The sequence below is a fragment of the Citrobacter portucalensis genome (genome assembly GCF_002042885.1).
Taxonomy (GTDB): Bacteria; Pseudomonadota; Gammaproteobacteria; order Enterobacterales; family Enterobacteriaceae; genus Citrobacter; species Citrobacter portucalensis.
In genome coordinates, this window is sequence record NZ_MVFY01000015.1 from 82,709 (window position 1) to 104,567 (window position 21,859).

Annotated in this window: 20 protein-coding genes and 6 tRNA genes; 13 read left to right on the plus strand and 13 right to left on the minus strand. The window is 50.3% G+C overall.

Going from position 1 to position 21,859, the window contains the following annotated elements; all coding sequences use genetic code 11:
* Positions 1-116 precede the first annotated feature (116 nt).
* The 6 genes from BZK40_RS19645 (at position 117) to BZK40_RS19670 (ending at position 5,636) form a co-directional block, all read left to right on the plus strand.
* Positions 117-1,208 (plus strand): YVTN family beta-propeller repeat protein, encoded by a 1,092-nt coding sequence (locus BZK40_RS19645; protein ID WP_079935166.1) that lies wholly within the window; start codon positions 117-119, stop codon positions 1,206-1,208.
* A gap of 77 nt (positions 1,209-1,285) precedes the next feature.
* Positions 1,286-1,681: a DUF302 domain-containing protein gene (locus BZK40_RS19650; protein WP_008785397.1), complete on the plus strand. Its 396-nt coding sequence runs from the start codon at positions 1,286-1,288 to the stop codon at positions 1,679-1,681.
* A gap of 230 nt (positions 1,682-1,911) precedes the next feature.
* Complete coding sequence (locus tag BZK40_RS19655) at positions 1,912-2,181, plus strand: YdgH/BhsA/McbA-like domain containing protein (protein ID WP_008785396.1); 270 nt, start codon at positions 1,912-1,914, stop codon at positions 2,179-2,181.
* Between the two features lie 325 nt (positions 2,182-2,506).
* Positions 2,507-3,340 carry a xanthosine phosphorylase gene (gene xapA / locus BZK40_RS19660; RefSeq protein WP_079935167.1) on the plus strand — a complete coding sequence of 278 codons (834 nt, stop codon included), beginning with the start codon at positions 2,507-2,509 and terminating at the stop codon, positions 3,338-3,340.
* A gap of 56 nt (positions 3,341-3,396) precedes the next feature.
* On the plus strand, positions 3,397-4,653 hold the full coding sequence (locus tag BZK40_RS19665) for a nucleoside permease (RefSeq protein ID WP_079935168.1): 1,257 nt from the start codon (positions 3,397-3,399) through the stop codon (positions 4,651-4,653).
* Positions 4,654-4,751: 98 nt separating this feature from the next.
* Positions 4,752-5,636 (plus strand): LysR family transcriptional regulator, encoded by an 885-nt coding sequence (locus BZK40_RS19670; RefSeq protein WP_048234780.1) that lies wholly within the window; start codon positions 4,752-4,754, stop codon positions 5,634-5,636.
* Between the two features lie 456 nt (positions 5,637-6,092).
* Here BZK40_RS19670 and BZK40_RS19675 read toward each other — a convergent pair.
* From BZK40_RS19675 to BZK40_RS19690, 4 genes are all read right to left on the minus strand, one after another.
* Positions 6,093-6,168 (minus strand) — tRNA-Lys (locus BZK40_RS19675).
* Between the two features lie 4 nt (positions 6,169-6,172).
* Positions 6,173-6,248: transfer RNA gene (locus tag BZK40_RS19680), tRNA-Val, on the minus strand.
* A 47-nt stretch (positions 6,249-6,295) separates the two neighbouring features.
* Positions 6,296-6,371: transfer RNA gene (locus BZK40_RS19685), tRNA-Val, on the minus strand.
* Between the two features lie 46 nt (positions 6,372-6,417).
* A tRNA-Val gene (locus BZK40_RS19690) sits at positions 6,418-6,493 on the minus strand.
* A gap of 258 nt (positions 6,494-6,751) precedes the next feature.
* Between BZK40_RS19690 and gltX the strand changes: the two genes are divergently transcribed.
* Complete coding sequence (gene gltX / locus BZK40_RS19695) at positions 6,752-8,167, plus strand: glutamate--tRNA ligase (protein ID WP_008785393.1); 1,416 nt, start codon at positions 6,752-6,754, stop codon at positions 8,165-8,167.
* A 56-nt stretch (positions 8,168-8,223) separates the two neighbouring features.
* Here the strand turns inward: gltX and BZK40_RS19700 are convergent, their stop codons facing one another.
* Positions 8,224-8,616 (minus strand): MerR family transcriptional regulator, encoded by a 393-nt coding sequence (locus BZK40_RS19700; protein WP_003834896.1) that lies wholly within the window; start codon positions 8,614-8,616, stop codon positions 8,224-8,226.
* A 1-nt stretch (position 8,617) separates the two neighbouring features.
* Positions 8,618-8,980: a YfeC-like transcriptional regulator gene (locus tag BZK40_RS19705; protein WP_003028277.1), complete on the minus strand. Its 363-nt coding sequence runs from the start codon at positions 8,978-8,980 to the stop codon at positions 8,618-8,620.
* Between the two features lie 221 nt (positions 8,981-9,201).
* On the opposite strand from BZK40_RS19705, the gene BZK40_RS19715 reads away from it, so the two are divergent.
* Positions 9,202-9,277, plus strand: a tRNA-Ala gene (locus BZK40_RS19715).
* A gap of 42 nt (positions 9,278-9,319) precedes the next feature.
* Positions 9,320-9,395, plus strand: a tRNA-Ala gene (locus BZK40_RS19720).
* A 150-nt stretch (positions 9,396-9,545) separates the two neighbouring features.
* Here BZK40_RS19720 and nupC read toward each other — a convergent pair.
* Positions 9,546-10,748, minus strand: a complete 1,203-nt coding sequence (gene nupC / locus BZK40_RS19725; protein ID WP_003834893.1) for a nucleoside permease NupC — start codon at positions 10,746-10,748, stop codon at positions 9,546-9,548.
* A 273-nt stretch (positions 10,749-11,021) separates the two neighbouring features.
* On the opposite strand from nupC, the gene BZK40_RS25035 reads away from it, so the two are divergent.
* Complete coding sequence (locus BZK40_RS25035) at positions 11,022-11,096, plus strand: hypothetical protein (RefSeq protein WP_418219455.1); 75 nt, start codon at positions 11,022-11,024, stop codon at positions 11,094-11,096.
* Positions 11,093-12,331: an Nramp family divalent metal transporter gene (locus BZK40_RS19730; protein WP_079935169.1), complete on the plus strand. Its 1,239-nt coding sequence runs from the start codon at positions 11,093-11,095 to the stop codon at positions 12,329-12,331. The genes BZK40_RS25035 and BZK40_RS19730 overlap by 4 nt, the downstream gene beginning before the upstream one ends.
* Before the next feature lie 32 nt (positions 12,332-12,363).
* On the opposite strand, the gene ypeC is transcribed toward BZK40_RS19730, so the two are convergent.
* Both ypeC and mgrA read right to left on the minus strand, forming a co-directional pair.
* Positions 12,364-12,690, minus strand: coding sequence for a DUF2502 domain-containing protein YpeC (gene ypeC / locus BZK40_RS19735; RefSeq protein WP_003834889.1), 327 nt, complete (start codon positions 12,688-12,690; stop codon positions 12,364-12,366).
* Positions 12,691-12,827: 137 nt separating this feature from the next.
* Positions 12,828-13,817 (minus strand): L-glyceraldehyde 3-phosphate reductase, encoded by a 990-nt coding sequence (gene mgrA, locus BZK40_RS19740; RefSeq protein ID WP_048234784.1) that lies wholly within the window; start codon positions 13,815-13,817, stop codon positions 12,828-12,830.
* 181 nt (positions 13,818-13,998) lie between these two features.
* Here mgrA and BZK40_RS19745 point away from each other — a divergent pair, with 181 nt between their 5' ends.
* A complete protein-coding gene (locus BZK40_RS19745) occupies positions 13,999-15,651 on the plus strand; it encodes an alpha-keto acid decarboxylase family protein (protein ID WP_079935170.1) in 1,653 nt (550 codons plus the stop codon).
* Here the strand turns inward: BZK40_RS19745 and BZK40_RS19750 are convergent, their stop codons facing one another.
* Positions 15,652-16,887: an ion channel protein gene (locus BZK40_RS19750; RefSeq protein ID WP_008785389.1), complete on the minus strand. Its 1,236-nt coding sequence runs from the start codon at positions 16,885-16,887 to the stop codon at positions 15,652-15,654.
* A 204-nt stretch (positions 16,888-17,091) separates the two neighbouring features.
* Here BZK40_RS19750 and glk point away from each other — a divergent pair, with 204 nt between their 5' ends.
* Positions 17,092-18,057: a glucokinase gene (glk, locus tag BZK40_RS19755; protein WP_003028256.1), complete on the plus strand. Its 966-nt coding sequence runs from the start codon at positions 17,092-17,094 to the stop codon at positions 18,055-18,057.
* Here the strand turns inward: glk and BZK40_RS19760 are convergent.
* The 3 genes from BZK40_RS19760 to BZK40_RS19770 all read right to left on the minus strand — a co-directional run bounded on the left by BZK40_RS19760 (position 18,033) and on the right by BZK40_RS19770 (position 21,676).
* On the minus strand, positions 18,033-19,106 hold the full coding sequence (locus tag BZK40_RS19760) for a hypothetical protein (protein ID WP_079935171.1): 1,074 nt from the start codon (positions 19,104-19,106) through the stop codon (positions 18,033-18,035). The two genes, glk and BZK40_RS19760, sit on opposite strands and share 25 nt — an antisense overlap.
* A gap of 123 nt (positions 19,107-19,229) precedes the next feature.
* Positions 19,230-19,964 carry a LytR/AlgR family response regulator transcription factor gene (locus BZK40_RS19765; protein ID WP_003834866.1) on the minus strand — a complete coding sequence of 245 codons (735 nt, stop codon included), beginning with the start codon at positions 19,962-19,964 and terminating at the stop codon, positions 19,230-19,232.
* 14 nt (positions 19,965-19,978) lie between these two features.
* The gene (locus BZK40_RS19770; protein WP_008785387.1) at positions 19,979-21,676 is read right to left on the minus strand and encodes a sensor histidine kinase; all 1,698 of its coding nucleotides are present in this window, start codon (positions 21,674-21,676) and stop codon (positions 19,979-19,981) included.
* Between the last annotated feature and the right edge of the window lie 183 nt (positions 21,677-21,859).

Here is a 21,859-nt window from a genome sequence, read left to right on the forward strand (position 1 = left end):
GGTAGAATTAACACGATCCCGATGGAGTAATATTAGTGACATGTTAAATAATCCTACAATAGCTGGTTGCTGAAACTAATCCGGTAAATATATTTAACTAATGGGTATTGGCGGCGATGATAAGCAAAAATAAAATTTTAATTGCAATGCAAATTAGTATGCTGGCATGGTCTGGTTATACGTTTGCAGCAGACAGAGTGTATGTAGCAAATGAAGGTGCAGATTCAGTTAATGTACTTGATGCTGCGTCTTTAAAGACTGTAGATAAAGTACATGTTGGTAAAATGCCGCATAACGTTCAGGTGTCACCAGACAATAAAACAGTTTGGGTAACCAACCTTGGTGCTAACGGGACACATTCATCAGGCTCTGAACATATGGATATGAGTAAAGATGCCCATTCTGAGAAAATGGATATGGGCAAAGATTCTCATGCAGGCAAAAAGGAACATGGCGAAGTTTGGGTTATTAATGCCGAAAATGATACGGTTATTGCAAAACTTCCGGTTGGCGCACACCCTGCGCATGTTGTCGTCACCCCTGATGGGAAAATGGCGTATATCTCAAATAGTGCAGATAACACTATCAGCGTGATTGATGCAGAACATTTGAAAAATTTAACGACAATTAATGTAGGTAAATTCCCTCATGGCCTCAGAGTGAGTCCTGACGGTAAAGAAGTTTATATCGCGAATATGAAAGGGGGCACGGTATCCGTTGTCGATACAGCCAGTAATAAAGAGGTCGCGCAGATCCCATTAGGTAAAATGCCAGCCCAGGTAGGTTTCTCACCGGACGGAAAACTGGTGTTTGTTTCCCTGTCTGGTGAAGACGCTGTAGCGGTGATTGATACAGCAACGCGTAAAGTTGTGAAGAAAATTAATGTAGGTACCGTACCAATCCAGCTGTTTGGTACTCCGGATGGTAAAAGCATGCTGGTAACCAATCAGGGCTCGAAGAGCAAGCCGGGTAACACAATAAACATGATTGATATCGCAAGCCTTACGGTAGCGAAAACCATCACCACTGGCGATGGGGCCCATGGCGTGGTTGTCGATAAAAATGGCAAGTATGCTTACGTAACTAACTCATTTGCAAACTCTGTTTCGATGATTGACATTAATGAGCGTAAGGTAGTGAACACGCTCCCGGTAGACAACAACCCAAATGGTATCAGCTGGGGCTCTGTCGAAGTGACGCCTAAATAACTGTGCTAGCATTTATCAATACCCGTCATTCGCTGGCGGGTATTTTCATGAATATTCTATAAATAAAGGAACGACAGATGAGAAAGCCGGAGCGGACAAAAACGCTGCCTAGTAAGTTCAATTTTGATGATACTGTAAACAGACTCGTCAGCGTATTGAATGCTAAAAATATTCGTATTTTTGTGCAGGTTGATCAACAGCAAGCGGCAACGGATGTAGGTCTTGCTCTGCGACCGACGATGTTATTTCTGTTTGGTAACCCAAAGGGGGGTACTCCTGCCATGCAAGCAAATCCTCATGCGGCAATAGAGTTACCCCTACGGGTGGTTATTTGGCAGGATGACAATGGTGATACCCATATAGATTATCAGGATGCAAGTACTGTTCTGGAGTTTGACTATGGTGTTGCACATAATATTGTTGCTCCAGTTAGCATCCTGACAACCCTTCTTAACGAAGTGGCCGGTAATTAATTGCAAATAACACTAAATGCCTCGTGGATATTTAGTGTTATTTTTCTGCGTTTATCATGCAAATATTTAACCCGCTATAATAAACCTATTGAATAATACATATGATGTTCATTACTCTTCAATGTTTGTCGATTCGTCTATTTTATAAATAGAAGGGTTTTTGTTTGCAATATTATGTGAAGAGTATATCTTGACGCTCAAATATTAATATGTAAGTTATGAGGATAGTTATGAAAAAGACATTAGTCACATCATTGGCCGCTTCTTTGTGTTTTCTCAGTCTGTCTGCCTTTGCTGCTACAGAAATCTCGCAACAAGAAGCCAATAGTTTAAAACATGTCAAGTCAATCACCGTAACGGAAAATACGGTGAATCAATGTATGCACAAAATTTCGAAAATGGCAGATAAAGAAGGTGCTGATTTCTTTGTTATTAAGAACTTCTCTTCTATAGGCAATGGTTCTCAGGCTGTAGTGACCAGCGAACTCTATAAGAAGTAAACAGCTGTTTCCCCCGTTTTAATTATTGATTAGCGAAAGTGCGTTGTTGTACCTGCTTTCGCTTATTAATAATCAACAAATGTTTGTCAGTCATTTGCAAGGCGGGCTTTGTCAGCCCACTCGTCTGACTAATTCCTGATGTGTTGGTACTCCTTGCCATTTCTGGCAGAAAAAAAATGTGAGTTCAGGCCGATTTAGCACATGCCATCTATACCGATTTACTATCGGTTATCGGGATAAACGGTATTGGTAATCGATTGCGTAGTCTCGCTATAACAATGCGGTACGCTACGTTATTTCGATTACTCAGTATTAAGGACATCTCATGAGCCACTCTCTTTTCTCGCAAAATCCCTGGTATAGCGCTGATATCATTCGTGGTTACAAACTGGATTTTACGCCGCGCGTAGCCTTTATCCTCGGCTCAGGCCTGGGGGCGTTGGCGGATCAAATTGAGGATGCGGTTGCCATCTCTTACGAGAAACTACCAGGGTTCCCGGTGAGTACCGTACACGGTCATGCTGGTGAACTGGTGTTGGGAAATCTGGCGGGAATTCCGGTGGCCTGTATGAAAGGACGTGGACATTTCTATGAAGGTCGCGGTATGACGGTGATGACGGATGCCATTCGTACGCTGAAGCTGCTGGGCTGTGAGCTGCTGTTTTGCACCAATGCTGCAGGCTCTTTGCGTCCCGAAGTCGGACCGGGTAGCCTCGTTGCGCTTAGCGATCACATCAATACGATGCCGGGTACGCCGATGGTAGGGCCAAACGATGAGCGTTTTGGGGAGCGATTCTTTTCACTGGCGAATGCCTATGATGCTGACTACCGTGCGATCCTGCAAACTGTTGCCGCTGAGGAAGGATTCCCGCTGAGTGAAGGGGTTTTTGTCTCTTATCCGGGGCCGAACTTTGAAACCGCGGCAGAAATCCGCATGATGCAAATTATCGGTGGTGACGTGGTGGGGATGTCGGTGGTGCCTGAAGTTATCTCTGCGCGCCACTGCGGTTTGAAAGTGGTTGCGGTGGCGGCCATCACCAACCTGGCGGAAGGTCTGGGTGATGTTAAATTATCTCACGCGCAGACGCTGGCAGCGGCGGAACTCTCCCGGCAGAATTTCATCAATTTGATCTGCGGATTCTTGCGCAAACTGGCCTGAATAACTAAAAAATGACCCCGCTTGCGGGGTCTTACTTTATGGCAAGGAACGGAAAAATGGGTATCGCATCTCGCTTAAAGCTCATGTCGTTTTTGCAATATTTCATCTGGGGAAGCTGGTTGGTAACCCTGGGTTCCTATATGATTAATACCCTGGATTTTACCGGCGCGAACGTCGGTATGATTTACAGTTCGAAAGGGCTGGCGGCGATTATCATGCCGGGCATTATGGGCATCATTGCCGATAAATGGCTACGCGCCGAGCGCGCCTATATGCTTTGTCATCTGGTGTGTGCGGGCGTGTTGCTATATGCCACAACCGTTACCGATCCGCAGACCATGTTTTGGGTGATGCTGGTTAACGCAATGGCGTATATGCCGACGATTGCGTTATCGAATAGCGTCTCATACTCGTGCCTGGCGCAATCAGGTCAGGATCCGGTCACCGCGTTCCCGCCAATTCGTGTGTTTGGCACCATTGGGTTTATTGTGGCGATGTGGACAGTCAGCTTGATGGGACTGGAACTGAGCAGCGCGCAGTTGTATATCGCTTCAGGCGCATCGCTGCTGCTGGCTCTGTATGCGCTTACGTTGCCGAAAATCCCGGTTGCTGAGAAGAAAGCAAACACCACGCTTGCCAGCAAGCTCGGTCTGGACGCTTTTGTCCTGTTTAAAAAACCGCAGATGGCAATCTTCTTTTTGTTTGCGATGATGCTGGGGGCGGTGTTGCAAATCACCAACGTCTTTGGCAATCCGTTCCTGCATGATTTTGCCCGTAGCCCGGAATTTGCCGACAGCTTTGTGGTGAAGTACCCCTCCATATTGCTTTCCGTTTCACAGATGGCGGAGGTGGGCTTTATTCTCACTATTCCGTACTTCCTTAAACGCTTTGGCATTAAAACGGTGATGCTGATGAGCATGCTGGCATGGACGCTGCGCTTTGGCTTCTTTGCCTTTGGCGATCCGTCGCCGTTTGGTTTTGTGCTGCTGCTGATGTCGATGATCGTCTACGGCTGTGCGTTTGATTTCTTCAATATCTCGGGATCGGTATTTGTCGAGCAGGAGGTTAGCTCTAACATTCGCGCCAGCGCGCAGGGGCTGTTTATGACGATGGTAAACGGCGTTGGCGCGTGGGTGGGATCAATTCTGAGTGGTATGGCGGTGGACTATTTTTCTGTCGATGGCGTCAAGGATTGGCAAACTATCTGGCTGGTGTTTGCCGCGTATGCGCTGGCTCTGGCGGTTATCTTTGCATTGTTCTTTAAGTACAAGCATGAGCCTGAACGACTGGCACAGAAATCACCGGCACATTAACACTCCATTGGCGGCGGGTTCTGATACCCGCCGTTTCATTTTCTGCGAGGCAATGTGGTAACTTTGCGCATTATCCTTATTTCAGGAGCGCATTATCCATGGAACGCACGCACCGCATCGATCTGAAGTTACTGCGTTATTTTCTTGCTGTCGCAGAAGAACTGCATTTTGGACGTGCTGCTGCTCGCCTGAATATGTCGCAACCGCCGCTCAGTACCCATATTAAAGAGCTGGAGCAACAGCTCGGCACTTTGCTATTTATCCGTCATTCCCGCAGCGTGGCGTTAACTCACGCGGGAAAGATATTGATGGAAGAGTCGCGCCGACTGTTATCCAGTGCTAATCAGGCGCTGGCGAGAGTGGAGCAAATTGGTCGTGGTGAGGCAGGGCGAATTGAGCTTGGCGTTATCGGTACAGCGATGTGGGGAAAAATGCGTCCGGTGATGCGGCGTTTTATGAAGGATAATCCCAATGTTGAGGTGCTGTTTCGCGAGAACATGCCCGCGATGCAGATGACGATGCTGGAACGGCGTGAACTGGATGCGGGAATTTGGCGGATGGCTACGGAGCTTTCTCCCGGGTTTACCAGTTTGCGTTTGCATGAGTCCTCTTTTCTGGTTGCCATGCCGGAAGAACATCCTCTTACTGCCTGTGAGTCCATACCGCTGGAGGCGTTGAGAAATGAATATTTTGTCACAATGCCTTCCATTCATACTGACTGGGCATTTTTGCAGCGAGTTTGCCTGAGTGCTGGATTTTCCCCGATGATTATTCGTGAGGTGAGGGAGCCGCAAACGGTGCTGGCGATGATCAGCATGGGGATTGGTATTACGTTAATTGCTGACAGCTATGCGCAGATGAATTGGCCTGGCGTGGTATTTCGACCGTTAGAGGAACGTATTCCGGCGGATTTGTATATTGTGTATGACCAACTGCAGGCGACACCCGCGCTGGAGAAACTGGTAGCGGCATTGACGATGTGATGTCTGTGCCGGATGGCGACTGACGTCTTATCCGGCCTACGCGTGTTGTGTTGTCTGTGCCGGATGGCGACTGACGTCTTATCCGGCCTACGTGTGTAGTGTTGTCTGTGCCGGATGGCGACTGACGTCTTATCCGGCCTACGCGTGCGGTATTGTCTGCGTCGGATGGCGACTGACGTCTTATCCGGCCTGCGCGTGTAGTGTTGTCTGTGCCGGATGGCGACTGACGTCTTATCCGGCCTACGCGTGTTGTGTTGTCTGCGCCGGATGGCGACTGACGTCTTATCCGGCCTACGTGTGTAGTGTTGTCTGTGCCGGATGGTGGCTGACGTCTTATCCGGCCTACGTGTGCGGTATTGTCTGTAGGCCTGATAAGCGTAGCGCATCAGGCGATGCAGGTTCGAATCTTATAAATCGCAGATAGCAAAAAGGCGCCTTTAGGGCGCCTTTTTACATTGGTGGGTCGTGCAGGATTCGAACCTGCGACCAATTGATTAAAAGTCAACTGCTCTACCAACTGAGCTAACGACCCGAAGTGGTGGGTGATGACGGGATCGAACCGCCGACCCCCTCCTTGTAAGGGAGGTGCTCTCCCAGCTGAGCTAATCACCCACTTCGGTACTTCAATTTTATTGTAAGAAATCCAGCTGGCGAGAAAGTGGTGGGTGATGACGGGATCGAACCGCCGACCCCCTCCTTGTAAGGGAGGTGCTCTCCCAGCTGAGCTAATCACCCACTTCTCAATTTCTTACTCTACACGGCGGAGACTACATAAAGTAGTTGGTGGGTGATGACGGGTTCGAACCGCCGACCCCCTCCTTGTAAGGGAGGTGCTCTCCCAGCTGAGCTAATCACCCCCGCTGTGTGGAGTCGCATTATAGGGAGAGTTGAAAATGAGTCAACGCATTTTCTAAAGAATTTGTTCGTTCGTCGTAAATTTAAACAAAACGATCGCAAATCAATCCATGCAGCATGATTTGTATACGAAAATGGCAAAGCGTGATGTTCCAACCTGAACAACATTGAGGAATCAGACCACAGTGATAGAATACGAGCCTGATAATCTTTCCAGGATTTGCCGGTTGTCGGCATCTTTATAAACGTAAGGCCATTTCATGAAAATCAAAACTCGCTTCGCGCCAAGCCCGACAGGTTACCTGCATGTCGGTGGTGCGCGTACTGCTCTATATTCCTGGCTTTTTGCACGTAACCATGACGGTGAGTTTGTGCTGCGTATTGAAGACACCGATCTTGAACGCTCCACTCCGGAAGCTATTGAAGCCATTATGGATGGCATGAACTGGCTGAATCTGGAATGGGATGAAGGCCCGTATTTCCAGACCAAACGTTTTGATCGCTACAACGCCGTGATTGATGAGATGCTGGAAGCCGGTACCGCGTATAAATGCTACTGCTCCAAAGAGCGTCTGGACGCACTGCGCGAAGAGCAGATGGCAAACGGTGAGAAGCCACGTTACGACGGTCGCTGCCGCCACGGCCATGAACATCATGCTGCTGATGAACCATGCGTGGTGCGTTTTGCCAACCCGCAGGATGGATCCGTTATTTTTGACGACCAGATCCGTGGGCCGATCGAATTCAGCAACCAGGAGCTGGACGATCTGATCATCCGCCGTACTGACGGTTCTCCGACCTACAACTTCTGTGTTGTGGTCGACGACTGGGATATGGAAATCACTCACGTTATTCGTGGTGAAGACCATATCAACAACACTCCGCGTCAGATTAACATCCTGAAAGCGCTGAATGCGCCGGTGCCGGTTTATGCACACGTGTCGATGATCAACGGCGACGACGGTAAAAAACTCTCTAAACGTCACGGTGCGGTCAGCGTTATGCAGTATCGCGACGACGGTTACCTGCCGGAAGCGCTGCTGAACTATCTGGTGCGTCTGGGCTGGTCCAGCGGCGATCAGGAAATCTTCACCCGTGAAGAGATGATCAAACTGTTCTCCCTTGGTGCGGTGAGCAAGTCTGCCAGTGCGTTCAACACCGAAAAACTGCAGTGGCTGAACCATCACTACATTAATTCGCTGGCACCTGAATATGTGGCAACGCATCTGCAATGGCACATTGAGCAGGAAAATATCGATACTCGCGTCGGCCCGCAGCTGTCTGAGCTGGTTAAACTGCTGGGTGAGCGCTGCAAAACGCTGAAAGAGATGGCGCAGAGCTGCCGCTACTTCTACGAAGACTTTGCTGAGTTCGACGCGGATGCAGCTAAGAAACACCTGCGTCCGGTAGCGCGTCAGCCGCTGGAAGTGGTTCGCGATAAGCTGGCTGCTATCAGCGAGTGGACGGCAGAAAACGTGCACCACGCGATTCAGGCAACCGCTGATGAGCTGGAAGTGGGTATGGGTAAAGTTGGGATGCCGCTGCGCGTAGCCGTAACCGGCGCGGGTCAGTCTCCGGCGTTAGACGTAACGGTGCATGCGATTGGTAAATCACGCAGCATTGAGCGTATTAATAAAGCGCTGGCGTTTATTGCTGAGCGTGAAAGCCAGCAGTAAGACCGGTTGAGCGATGAAACAACGGCAGGAGCGCATCCTGCCGTTTTTTTTGCCTGTTATTCAGACTCATCAATACCCAGACGGGTAAGGAAAGTGCGAATACCTTCGCGCGAAATATACATTGCCAGCTTTTCTTGTTCCGTTGGGGACATGTTGTCCAGTGCGCTAATTATCTGGCGACAGGCGTGGCTACGCACCACGTGGGTGTATTCTGCCAGCGGTTCCTCAGCCTGATAAATTTCAGGGACTTTGCGAAAAGCCGGAATATTGAGCAGAAACGTACGGACGCTGGAGTCGATATGGATCAGTCTTGCACGACCCCCTTTAACGCCGGGAAACTTTTCGGTGGTCCAGTTTTGTTCTCTGATCCAACGATTGACGGTTTGTTTGGCAACCCCGAGACATTCCGCCAGTTCTTCGGTCGTCATTTTGCTGCGTAATTTTTTCATATTATTTGTTGTCGCGGATCCCTAAGCGTTGTAACAAACCCGTAATGCCTTCACGCAGGATCAGTGACGTAAACATTTTTTGTTCTGACGGAGTCATCTCTTTGGCGAGCCTAATCAGTAGAGCTTCGATAGAGGTATCGCCGGATAACGATAAATTATCTGATAAACCTTCGGCTGAACGCTCAGCACTGCGAATGTATTCACGAACTTGTTCGGTGACGTGAACCAGACGCGCTTTACCGCCCTGTACGCCTGGTTTTGGTGATGTAGCCCAACCCTCCTTGCGCACCCATTTATTGATGGTCTGTCGGCTGTATCCGGTCAGATTAGCAAGTTCTTCTGGCGTCATCCGTTCCTTGAACATAACGATTCCCTGAATAGTCGTGGGGTTAATTAGTGGCTCATTTTATAGCACCATTTTAGTAGAAACCGTGACGCGTTTAACTACTGAATGCGAGTTGTTACGCAATGTTCTTCATTTGACTGCTTTTTCAGCGATTGAATTCTATGAGTTAATTTTGCCGTTGACACACGCGAAGGGAATTCATATGATGCCGCCCGTCAACTCGACAAGCTTTACGTAATGGGGCTATAGCTCAGCTGGGAGAGCGCTTGCATGGCATGCAAGAGGTCAGCGGTTCGATCCCGCTTAGCTCCACCAAATTTAATCCCAATAAATTTGGTACGTATGTAATAGCATCGTGGGGCTATAGCTCAGCTGGGAGAGCGCTTGCATGGCATGCAAGAGGTCAGCGGTTCGATCCCGCTTAGCTCCACCAAAATTTAAACCCTCGCTGAAAAGCGGGGGTTTTTTGTTTCTGTATCCTACCTGTTCTTACCCTGTATCTCTTCGGTTTGCTGAATAGCAGGCATAAAAAAACCGGGGAGAAGAATTTCCCCGGTCTTATCAATACGACGTTGTCTTACGCTTACAGCACCAGTGCGGCGATAGATGCAGACAGTACGCTCACCAGCGTAGAGCCGTACACCAGCTTCAGACCAAAGCGGGAAACCACGTTACCTTGCTCTTCGTTCAGACCTTTAATCGCACCGGCGATAATACCGATGGAAGAGAAGTTAGCGAAGGAGACCAGGAACACGGACAGGATACCTTCTGCACGCGGAGAGAGCGTGGCGGCAATTTTCTGCAGATCCATCATCGCAACGAATTCGTTGGAAACCAGTTTGGTTGCCATGATACTGCCCACCTGCAGCGCTTCGCTGGACGGCACACCCATTACCCATGCAACCGGGTAGAAGATGTAGCCCAGGATGCCCTGGAAGGAGATGCTGTAGCCAAACCAGCCGGTCACGGTGGCGAACAGGGCGTTCAGGGCTGCGATCAGCGCGATGAAACCAATCAGCATCGCCGCAACGATAATTGCCACTTTGAAACCTGCCAGGATGTATTCACCCAGCATTTCGAAGAAGCTCTGGCCTTCGTGCAGGTTAGACATCTGGATGTTTTCTTCGCTGGCATCAACGGTGTACGGGTTGATCAGCGACAGCACGATAAAGGTGCTGAACATGTTCAGAACCAGCGCTGCAACCACGTACTTCGGCTCCAGCATGGTCATGTACGCGCCGACGATAGACATGGAAACGGTCGACATCGCCGTTGCAGCCATGGTGTACATACGGTTGCGAGACATTTTGCCGAGAATATCTTTATAGGCGATAAAGTTCTCGGACTGACCCAGGATCAGGGAGCTGACGGCGTTGAAGGATTCCAGCTTGCCCATACCGTTCACTTTGGATAACAGGAAACCAATAGCGCGGATGATAACCGGCAGAACGCGGATATGCTGCAAAATACCGATCAGGGCGGAAATGAAGACGATTGGGCACAGCACTTTCAGGAAGAAGAATGCCAGGCCTTTGTCGTTCATGCTGCCGAAGACAAAGTTTGTCCCTTCATTAGCGAATCCGAGGAGTTTTTCAAACATCTCGGAGAAGCCTCTCACGAAGCCCAGACCGACATCAGAGTTCAGGAAGAACCATGCCAGTAACACTTCAATAACAAGCAATTGAATAACATAACGAATGCGGATTTTTTTACGGTCACTGCTTACCAGCAGTGCGAGTACCGCAACCACGGCAAGGGCCAGGACGAAATGAAGAACGCGGTCCATATTTGCTCCAAATATGAGGCAGGTTTAGTTTTCGTGCACATTCTATGTAACAACCATAAAGAAAACGAGATCAAACACACACTATAATAAGGACCTGTGACGAGATTCAAAATTAGTGATCGGTGATACACTTCTGTTATGTTTAGTATGGAAGTGAAAAGTTATGTCATTGTGCTAATCTCATAACAATAATTAAACATCTCACCGGTATTTCCAGAATCCTTATCGATCCATAGACAAACGCTATCAGAGAAATCAACTTCACCCATTAAAATGAATTTGATAATCATTCTCAATAGGCGTAGCTTGAAACATAGCAAAGGCTATGTTTCTGAGGCACTAAAATGACTAACGATCGCGTTGAGAGTAGCAGTGGACGGGCAGCGCGCAAGTTGAAGCTCGCATTAATGGGACCTGCGTTCATCGCGGCGATCGGCTACATCGATCCGGGCAACTTCGCCACCAACATCCAGGCAGGGGCCAGCTTTGGCTATAAACTGTTGTGGGTGGTGGTCTGGGCAAATCTGATGGCGATGCTGATTCAGGTGCTGTCGGCAAAGCTGGGTATTGCCACGGGTAAAAATCTGGCGGAGCAAATTCGCGATCACTATCCTCGTCCGGTGGTGTGGTTCTACTGGGTGCAGGCCGAAATTATCGCCATGGCGACAGACCTTGCTGAATTCATTGGTGCCGCGATTGGTTTCAAATTGATCCTCGGCGTGTCGTTATTGCAGGGGGCCGTGCTCACCGGTATCGCGACTTTTTTGATTCTGATGTTGCAGCGCCGTGGGCAAAAACCGCTGGAAAAAGTGATTGGCGGCTTGCTGCTGTTTGTGGCTGCGGCTTACATTGTGGAACTGATCTTTTCCCAGCCGAACTTCGCGCAACTTAGCAAGGGAATGGTTATCCCGAGCCTGCCTAATTCTGAAGCGGTGTTCCTGGCGGCTGGCGTGCTCGGCGCGACTATCATGCCACACGTCATTTATCTGCACTCTTCCTTAACTCAGCATCTGCACGGCGGAACACGTCAACAGCGCTATGCGGCCACGAAATGGGATGTGGCAATCGCCATGACGATTGCTGGATTTGTCAATCTGGCGATGATGGCGACGGCTGCCGCTGCATTTCACTTTAGCGGGCATACCGGTATTGCCGATCTCGATCAAGCGTATCTGACACTTGAACCGCTGTTGAGTCACGCTGCGGCGACGGTATTCGGTTTAAGCCTGGTGGCTGCGGGACTTTCTTCTACCGTGGTCGGTACGTTGGCCGGGCAGGTGGTGATGCAAGGGTTTATCCGCTTTCACATTCCGCTTTGGGTACGCCGTACCGTCACTATGATGCCATCATTTATTGTGATTCTGATGGGACTGGATCCGACGCGTATTCTGGTGATGAGCCAGGTATTGCTCAGTTTTGGTATTGCACTGGCGCTGGTGCCGCTGTTGATCTTCACTAGCAACAGTCAGTTGATGGGCGATTTGGTGAATACCCGTTGGGTAAAACAGGTAGGTTGGGTGATTGTTGTGCTGGTGATGGCGCTCAATATCTGGCTGTTGGTAGGAACCGCACTCGGTTTGTAAAAACAAAAGGGCCCGTTGGCCCTTTTGTTACATTAATGATGATGTTTGTGGCCGCGCCCGCGACCGCGGTGGTCGTCACGATCGTTCCAGCCTTCACGATAACCACGCTCATAAGCTTTGCGTTTGTCCCAGCCACGATGGTAGCCATTGTCATGACGCCACCAGCGATTTTTGCGCCACTCATAGTTATGGTGCCAGTAATCCCGGTCGCGCCAGCGGCCGCCATCCCAGTAGTTACCGTAGTTATCGCGATCGCCAATTTGTAATTTTATTGATGGCAGCAGGGTGATTTCGCCAGCGTTTGCGGCCAGCGGTGTAAAAGCCAATAAGACTGCCGCCAGAATCAGTGACCTGAACATGTTTTCTCTCCTTCACGATCGAGCCGTAGCCGGCCTGTTAACGTAATATTACGGGGCAGTAAAGCCCCGTTTCATCGCCTTAACTCTTAAATCGCAAGTGAGAGCACTTTTTGTTAATAAATGTGTCTTTATTTCAATCAACTCAGGATAGCATCAATCTCCGCGCACTCTTCAGACGTAAAGTGACGGTTTGCCAGCATACCGACAGCGTCTTCAATCTGCGCCGTTTTACTCGCGCCAATCAGCACGGACGTGACTTTGTCATCCCGTAACACCCATGCTAGCGCCATTTGGGAAAGCTTTTGCCCGCGTCGTTCTGCCAACACATTCAGCGCCCGCACTTTTTCCAGTTTTTGTGGAGTGATCTGGTCCGGATTCAGAAAGCGACTGGTGCTTGCCGCACGAGAATCCGCAGGAATGCCGTTCAGATAGCGGTCGGTTAACTGTCCGCCAGCCAGCGGTGAGAAGGCGATACTGCCGACACCTTTTTCCTGTAATAGTGACAGCAAGCCACCTTCGACCCAACGTTCAAACATGGAATATTTGGGCTGGTGAATAAGGCATGGCGTACCTAAATCGTCGAGTATTTCAATCGCCTGCCTGGCAAGATCTGCCGGATAGTTAGACAACCCGACGTACAGCGCTTTGCCCTGACGGACGATGTGATCCAGCGCGCGCATGGTTTCTCTGAGCGGTGTTTCAGGGTCGGGGCGATGGTGGTAGAAGATATCGACATACTCCAGCCCCAGACGCTTCAGGCTTTGATCGAGACTGGCAATCAGATATTTGCGTGAACCCCAGTCACCGTAGGGGCCTTCCCACATGGTGTAGCCCGCTTTTGTGGAGATAATAAGCTCATCTCGCCACGGTAAAAAATCTTCCTGCAGGATCCGACCAAAATTCCGTTCTGCCGAACCCGGTGGTGGACCATAGTTATTTGCCAGATCAAAATGGTTGATTCCCAGATCGAATGCGCGCTGTAACAATGCGCGACTGTTCTCGACCTGTGTGGTATCGCCAAAATTGTGCCACAAACCCAGAGAGACAATCGGGAGCTTAAGGCCGCTCTGACCGCAGCGGCGGTACTCCATTGTCTGATAACGATTTTCATCTGCGTGATAAACCATGTCACCCCCTTCCACAATGCGTGTGCCTTTCAGTGTATACGGTTACACCGTCGATTCTTCAATGAATTTTTACCGCCAAAACTGTAAATCCTGCTTTCCACCCCTTCACAGCGACTTTCCTGGACAGTCATCACAGTTCTTCGATACTCAACATGAGGTTACCGTCAGAAGGATAGCTGTCATGCAAACCCCGTATTCCGTTGCTGATTATCTGCTGGACAGGCTGGCAGGCTGTGGCGTCGGCCATCTCTTTGGTGTGCCGGGCGATTATAATTTGCAGTTTCTTGACCACGTGATTGAACATCCCAACGTATGTTGGGTCGGGTGTGCGAATGAATTGAATGCGGCTTATGCGGCAGATGGCTATGCCCGGGTATCCGGGGTTGGGGCGCTGCTCACCACGTTTGGTGTGGGGGAGTTAAGCGCAATTAACGGTATCGCGGGTAGCTTCGCGGAATATGTTCCTGTTTTGCATATTGTCGGCGCACCCTGTCGCGGCGCGCAGCGTCGCGGAGAGTTGATGCATCACACTTTGGGTGACGGTGACTTTCAGCATTTTTACCGCATGCAGCAGGCGGTAACGACGGCCAGCGCGATACTGGATGAACAAAATGCCTGCTATGAGATTGACCGTGTGTTGCGAATGATGCTCAGCGAGCGCAGGCCGGGCTATCTGATGCTACCTGCTGATGTGGCTAAACAGCCTGCTACGCCACCGAATGATATTATGATTGTTCCTCTGAGCGAGCCGGAAAGCAGCGTGATAGAGGCGTTTCGCTACCATGCCCGTGAACGATTGCTGGACAGCCCACGCGTAGCGTTGCTGGCCGACTTCCTCGCGCTGCGTTTTGGTCTGCAGCCGGTTTTACAGCGCTGGATGGCAGAAACGCCGATGGCTCATGCCACGTTGTTGATGGGCAAAGGACTGTTTGATGAGCGTCACCCGGCGTTTGTTGGCACGTACAGCGCTGGAGCCAGCAGCGATTATGTACGTCAGGCGATAGAAGATGCCGATACGATAATGTGTGTCGGCACACAATTTGTCGACACCCTGACAGCTGGGTTTACACAACAGCTACCGCTGGATCGCACCATTGACGTTCAGCCCCATGCGTCACGAATTGGATCCCACTGGTTTAACATCCCGATGGAGCAGGCGGTCACCACATTACGTGAGCTGTGCCTGGAAATGTCGTTTTCTCTACCGCCAGAACGTCCGCCAATTAGGCGTGTTCAGGTTGAGAAGGGCCCACTGACGCAGGAAAACTTCTGGCACACGGTACAGCAGTTTCTGAAGCCTGATGACATTATCCTCGTCGATCAGGGAACCGCCGCCTTTGGCGCGGCTGCGCTCTCACTACCTTGCGGGGCGGAAGTACTGGTTCAACCGTTGTGGGGATCTATCGGCTACGCGCTCCCGGCTGCATTCGGCGCGCAAACGGCCTGTCCGGACCGTCGGGTGATCCTGATTATTGGCGATGGCGCGGCGCAGCTCACCATTCAGGAGCTGGGCTCCATGCTCAGAGACGGGCAATCGCCGGTTATTTTACTGCTCAACAATGACGGTTATACCGTGGAGCGGGCCATACACGGGGCAAATCAGTGCTATAACGACATCGCCGCCTGGAGCTGGACGTCGGTGCCGCAGGCGTTTAGTCGTGAATGTCAGGCCGAATGTTGGCGGGTGAAGCAGGCGGTACAGCTGGAAGAGGTGCTAGCCCGGTTGTCCCATCCGCAACGACTGTCGTTAATTGAGGTGGTGCTACCGAAAGCCGATCTTCCTGAATTATTGCGCACGGTGACCCGTGCGCTGGAATCTCGCAACGGCGGATAGCTATTTATCAGGGCGCTCAGCGACCATCATCGGTTTGCCCGCCAGCAACAGCCAGGCGGGCAGCATGACGATGCACAGCAGCGGCAGCAGGGTGGAATCTGGCACCACCACTGCTGCCATAAACAGGCTCAGCCAGGCGTCACGGGTGACGACCAGCACCAGCCCGAGAATAGAGCAAGAAACCGTGATGGCAGCCGGCACCGCTTCAACATGGGCGTGCAGCATCAGGCCAAGCGCGACGCCAACGAATACCGCCGGGAAGATTCGTCCGCCGCGAAAACCACTCGCCGCTGCAACCACTAATGCCGTTAGTTTGATCACGGCGAGCATGAAATAATCTGATGTCCCCAGCGTTTGGCTAAACGCCATTTGCTGCATTTCGTCCAGTCCCTTAAACAAGGTAAGCGGCCCGCCGATAACACCCAAAATGCCAAGGATAAAACCGCCTGCCCCGAGGATCAGCACCGGGTGTTTTAATCGATGCATTAAATGGTGCAAACGCGGCAGACACCAGACGGCAACCATCCCAGCGGCAATGGCGATGGCAGCAACAACCGCGCCGCTGAGGATATCGATCAAGTGCATCTGCGTGTAGTGCGCGATGGGTAGTGAAAAATGGGGGTGAAAAAACAGGCTGGTGGTTAGCGAACCTGCGGCGGCGGCCATTAACGGTGCAAACAGGCGATCCCACAAGGGCACATCGTTTGAGCTATTCAGCGTTTGCGAAAATATCAGCGCGGCGGCAACGGGGGTACCAAATAGTGCGCCGATGGTGCCGGCAGAGGCGAGAATGGTCCAGTCCAGCTTCGCAATGCGCGGAAACATGCGGCTACCAAGTGCCACTGCCAGTGCGATATTCACGGTCATGATAGGGTGTTCCGGACCCAGACTGACGCCACCCGCGAGGCCGAGGATTAGTGCTGCCAGCAGGCCCGGTATTGCTGACGTTGGCACCGGCATACCAATTAACGGTTCACAGGCCGGATCCGGGCCTGCGTGGCCATGGCTGTAACGGATTACTAACCCGACCATGATCCCCGTGAGTGTCAGCATACCGATAATCCAGACCGGAGAGTCCTGGGCTATACCGATGCTAACAGGCAGACGTTCCCACAAAAACTGCTGTAAAACGGAAGCCACTTTCATCACAACGATCAACACCAGGCTGGACGCTATGCCAATGATTAGCGCTGGGGTTGATAGCAAGAGCATCGTTCTGGCTCGCGGATGGAGCATTTTCTATTCCTTAAAACAGAGTCATAGACATAGTTTGCACAGCCTGCCTGACGACATCGCTGCAAATGGTGCTGAAACGATAAAGTAATTGTGTGATCTGGATCGATTTTCCACGGGCATCAGCCTTCAGACCGTTGTTGTTATGTCCCCATGAATTTACAGTGTGGCAAAGATTTATTCTGACTTTAGCGGAGCAGTGGAAGAATGACAAAGTATGCTTTAGTAGGGGATGTTGGCGGCACCAACGCGCGTCTTGCTCTGTGCGATATTGCCAGTGGCGAGATTTCGCAGGCAAAAACCTATTCCGGGTTGGATTATCCAAGTCTGGAGGCGGTGGTGCGCGTGTACCTGGATGAGCATAGCGTTAGCGTTGAAGATGGTTGTATTGCCATTGCCTGTCCGATCACCGGCGACTGGGTGGCAATGACCAACCATACCTGGGCGTTCTCTATTGCTGAGATGAAAAAAAACCTGGGCTTCAGCCATCTGGAAATCATCAATGATTTCACCGCTGTGTCGATGGCGATCCCGATGCTGAAAAAAGAGCATTTAATCCAGTTTGGTGGCGCGGAACCTGTTGAAGGTAAACCTATTGCGGTTTATGGCGCAGGAACCGGGCTTGGCGTGGCGCATCTGGTCCACGTGGATAAACGCTGGGTAAGTCTCCCTGGTGAAGGCGGCCACGTGGATTTTGCGCCTAACAGCGAGGAAGAGGGAATTATCCTTGAGGTTCTGCGCGCGGAAATAGGTCACGTGTCCGCAGAACGCGTGCTGTCTGGTCCGGGACTGGTGAATCTGTATCGCGCGATCGTCAAATCTGACGGACGCCTGCCGGAAAATCTGCAGCCGAAGGATATCACCGCACGGGCGCTGGAAGATTCCTGCATTGACTGTCGTCGTGCGCTGTCGCTGTTCTGCGTCATCATGGGACGTTTTGGTGGCGATCTGGCGTTAACGCTGGGCACATTTGGCGGTGTGTACATCGCCGGCGGTATTGTGCCGCGCTTCCTCGACTTCTTTAAAGCGTCGGGCTTCCGCGGTGGTTTTGAAGATAAAGGCCGTTTTAAAGCCTACGTGCAGGATATTCCGGTGTATCTGATCGTGCACGATAATCCTGGACTACTTGGCGCTGGTGCGCATTTACGTCAGACGCTGGGCCATATTTTGTAAGGCCAGGGCCGGATGGCGCTCAGCGCTTCTCCGGCCTTGTCGTTCTGGCTGTTCATATTTTCTAAAATTATCTTGATCATCTGTTGTTCAAATAAATCGGCATGCAGGTATCTTGTGTTTTTATATTTTTTATCGGTATCCAGATAGGGTTGATGCAAACAACATTCTGGCGGCGTGCATGAGATCAGGGTGTTAATAAGGTCAATTGGTTTAGGGTATTCAACAAATAGCGGGCCATGGCGATAGTTATGTTTATTTTGCCATTCCGCCAGATCGTCCATGAAACACTCTGCGGTTGGTTTTGGCATCGCGCTGGCTTTATCTTTGCCCAACACAATATAAGCCAGGTTGTATAACCCGTGCGCGTATGGCCAGAACATTTTATGGAGCTTAGTGAGCCCAGGTTCTCTCAATGCAGACACGCTTTTACAATATAAATCGAGTTGCGTGCCTGCTTCTGTCACATCCTCATCCAGGAGCGCCATCAGATAGCTGAGGATGAACATATCGCTTACTGTTTGCTTCGTGGTCAGTACCTTTTGCGCTCTTTTTCTGGCATCCACTGCAAAGTCTGCACGTTTGTACCACAGCGCCATCATTAAATTCGTCATGGCCAGGTTAACAGGGTGACCGTTATCACTCATACCCAATTTTTCAGGCAATAAGAGTGGTACTCGGTCAAATAACCCCGCGGCAAGAATCTCTAGTGTCGTCCATACATTAATACTGTGATCGCAGCCTGAGTCCACACCCTGCGTCACATGTTTAATCATCGCAGACTGTCGCAGGGATAAGTGTAGAGATTCCATATCATTTGACTGTATCGCGGTTTTATATCCTAATAAATCCGGGCTGCGCTTCATGCGCAGCATAAAAAGCCATGAACTCAGCTGTTGTTGCAGTGAATAATCCAGATGGCATTGTTCATGAATATCCAGGCACTCAGCTAAATAATCGTCCGTACTTATCCATATCAGGGCGTTTTTTTCCGCTTCTTTTGCGTATTCGCGTAGATATGTACGTTGATATTTTTCGCTCAGCTTCGCCATGACATCACCTGTAAAAAATAGAGTGACGACCAATATACTACAAACTTAGTTCCGCTATCCCGTTCGTCGCGGAAACAACTGAAAGCGTGCGCTGTACTCTCCATTCGTCACGCTTTTTCAGCACTATAAATGCATTAATTGTCTGAATTCTTTCACTTTGCTCCGACTAACCGGGATTTCAAATTCCAGATCCTTTAAACGCAGAATATAAGTGTTGTTAAACCAGGGTTCGATCTCGCGGATTTTATTCAGATTTACGCAGAACGAGCGGTGGCAGCGGAAGAAATGCGAAGCCGGCAGTTTGCTGCAAAATTCGCTGATGTTCATCGGCATGACGTATGATTCTCGTCGCGTATAGACGAACGTCATTTTTTCATGCGCTTCAGCGTAGTAGATGTCGTTGATTGGGGTCACGATGATCCGCTCATCTTTGATCAGGTTGATCGTATCGTTTTCGCGGGCCACCGGACTTACAGGGGACGTTCCCGTTTGCTGTTGCTGCCAGGCGGCTTCCAGCTTTTGCAGCATACTGACAATGCGTGATTCCTGATACGGCTTCAGAATGTAGTCAAAAGCTTCCAGTTCGAAGGCTTCAACGGCATGCTCTTTCCACGCGGTAATAAACACAATAAAGGGTTTATGTGCGAACTGGCTGATATTTTGTGCCAGCAATACGCCGTCCAGCGAGGGAATATTAATATCCAGAAAAATGGCGTCAACGCGGTTGTGCTGGAGATATTTCAGCACGTCCAGACCATCGTCAAACGTGCCGACAATCTCCATCTGGCTGTGCTCTTTTATCAGCCAGCTCAGTTCCTGTTGGGCCAGGAATTCATCTTCAACAATGATGACTTTCACGACTTCACTCCTGGTTAAAGCAATAATGTAGTTGGCGCGGCTGCGGGCGAGTGCACATTAGGTACATAAAAGGCAATCTCTGTGCCTGGCTCCAGACGGCGGATATGTAATCCCTCACCGTAGAGCAGCTTAACGCGATGGTGCACATTCAACAGACCAATTTTATTGCCCGGCATTTCATTGGACTCGACCCGTTCAATCACTTTTGGGTCGATACCATGACCCGTGTCTCGTACGGCAATCCGTACCCGGTTGCCGCACTCCGCAACGCTGATAGTGACCACACCTTTCCCTTTGCAGGGCTGGATCCCATGGACGATAGCGTTCTCGACCAACGGCTGAATCAGCAGGCTGGGAATAAAACAGCTTACCTCTTCATCGATATCATAAATAACGGTCAGCTTGTCGCCAAAGCGGGCCTGTTCGATGGTGATGTAATCCTTGATTTGATACAGCTCTTTCTTGATGTCGATCTGCTCATCGTCTTTTAATTCAATATTATAGCGAAGATAGCGCGACAAATTAAAAATGAGCTGACGTGCTGTGTCCGGGTTAAGCCGCACCGACGATGAAATCGCGTTCAGGGCATTAAACAGAAAATGGGGATTTATTTTGCTTTGCAGCGCGCGTAGCTCTGCCTTATTTGCCATTTCTCGTAGTTGCTCTGCGCGGGAGACTTCAAGCTGGGTGGAGATGATTTGCGACAGACCGATCGCCATTTCCTGTAACGAGGAAGTGATTTGATGAGCGTGACAGTAGTAGATCTTCAGCGTGCCGGTCACGACGCCTTTCTCCCAAAGCGGGATCACCAGCATAGAGTGAATTTCCGGGGTGCGATGTGCTTCATCATTGTTTTTTATGATGATTTTACCGTGATTTATGGCTTCCTGCGTGGTGGGGCTGACGAAGTCATCGTTATCGCGGTAGTTAATCTCTCCAACGCCAACATAGGCCAGAACGTGCTGAGTATTGGTGATGGCAACCGCGTCTGCGTGGATATCGTGGCGAATAATTTCGCACACCTGACGTAACGACTCGCTGTTGACCTGGCGAAAGAGCGGCAGCGTTTTGTTGGCGATATCCAGCGCCAGCTTGGCCTGTTTTGCAGCGCTGGCTTCTTTCTCACCTTCAACGCTTTGTACCAGCATCACGATAAAACCAATACAGACGCTGCCTAGGATCATTGGAATACCGATTTTTGAGACAATATCCAGCCCCAGTTCGGTGGTGGGTGCCCAGGCGACGACCAGTATCATGGTCAGTGATTCGCACAGCATTCCGCCTAAAATACCCGCGCGCCAGTGCTGCGCTTTGGGGATCTTACGGTTGATCCACCCGGCAATGCAGCCAGCCAGAATGCTGGTAATAAAGCAGGGTAGGGCAGTTACGCCGCCAATATCGATCAGGTAACGGTGGGTGCCTGCGATCAGCCCCGTAATAATGCCAACCCATGGACCGAACAGGATCCCTCCTGACATGACCGCGATAATACGCACATTAACCAGAGAACCTTCAACCGGTACGCCTGACCAGGTACTGAACAGGGCAAACATGGAGAAAATCGCGGTAACGGCGAGCAGCTCTTTTGGGGAGTGGGCTGACTTGTGCAACAGTTCGCGAAACAGGCGGATACGAATCAGGAAAAACAGACAGAACAGCATCAGTGCTGCCCGGTCAAATACCGCCAGCAGCATATTGAATATTTCGTGCACGGGTGACTCTTGCGCAAGGGTTAAACCACTATGATAGGTAACCTGAGGCAGGATGACCAGCACCCCCGCAGTTCAGAGCTAATGGGGAAAAACCATAATATTAAAAGGGGATTGTTGCATGATTGTTGTATTTACAATACCTGTCCTGTGAGTGCTGCGTTCAAGGTAATGTATTTAACAACA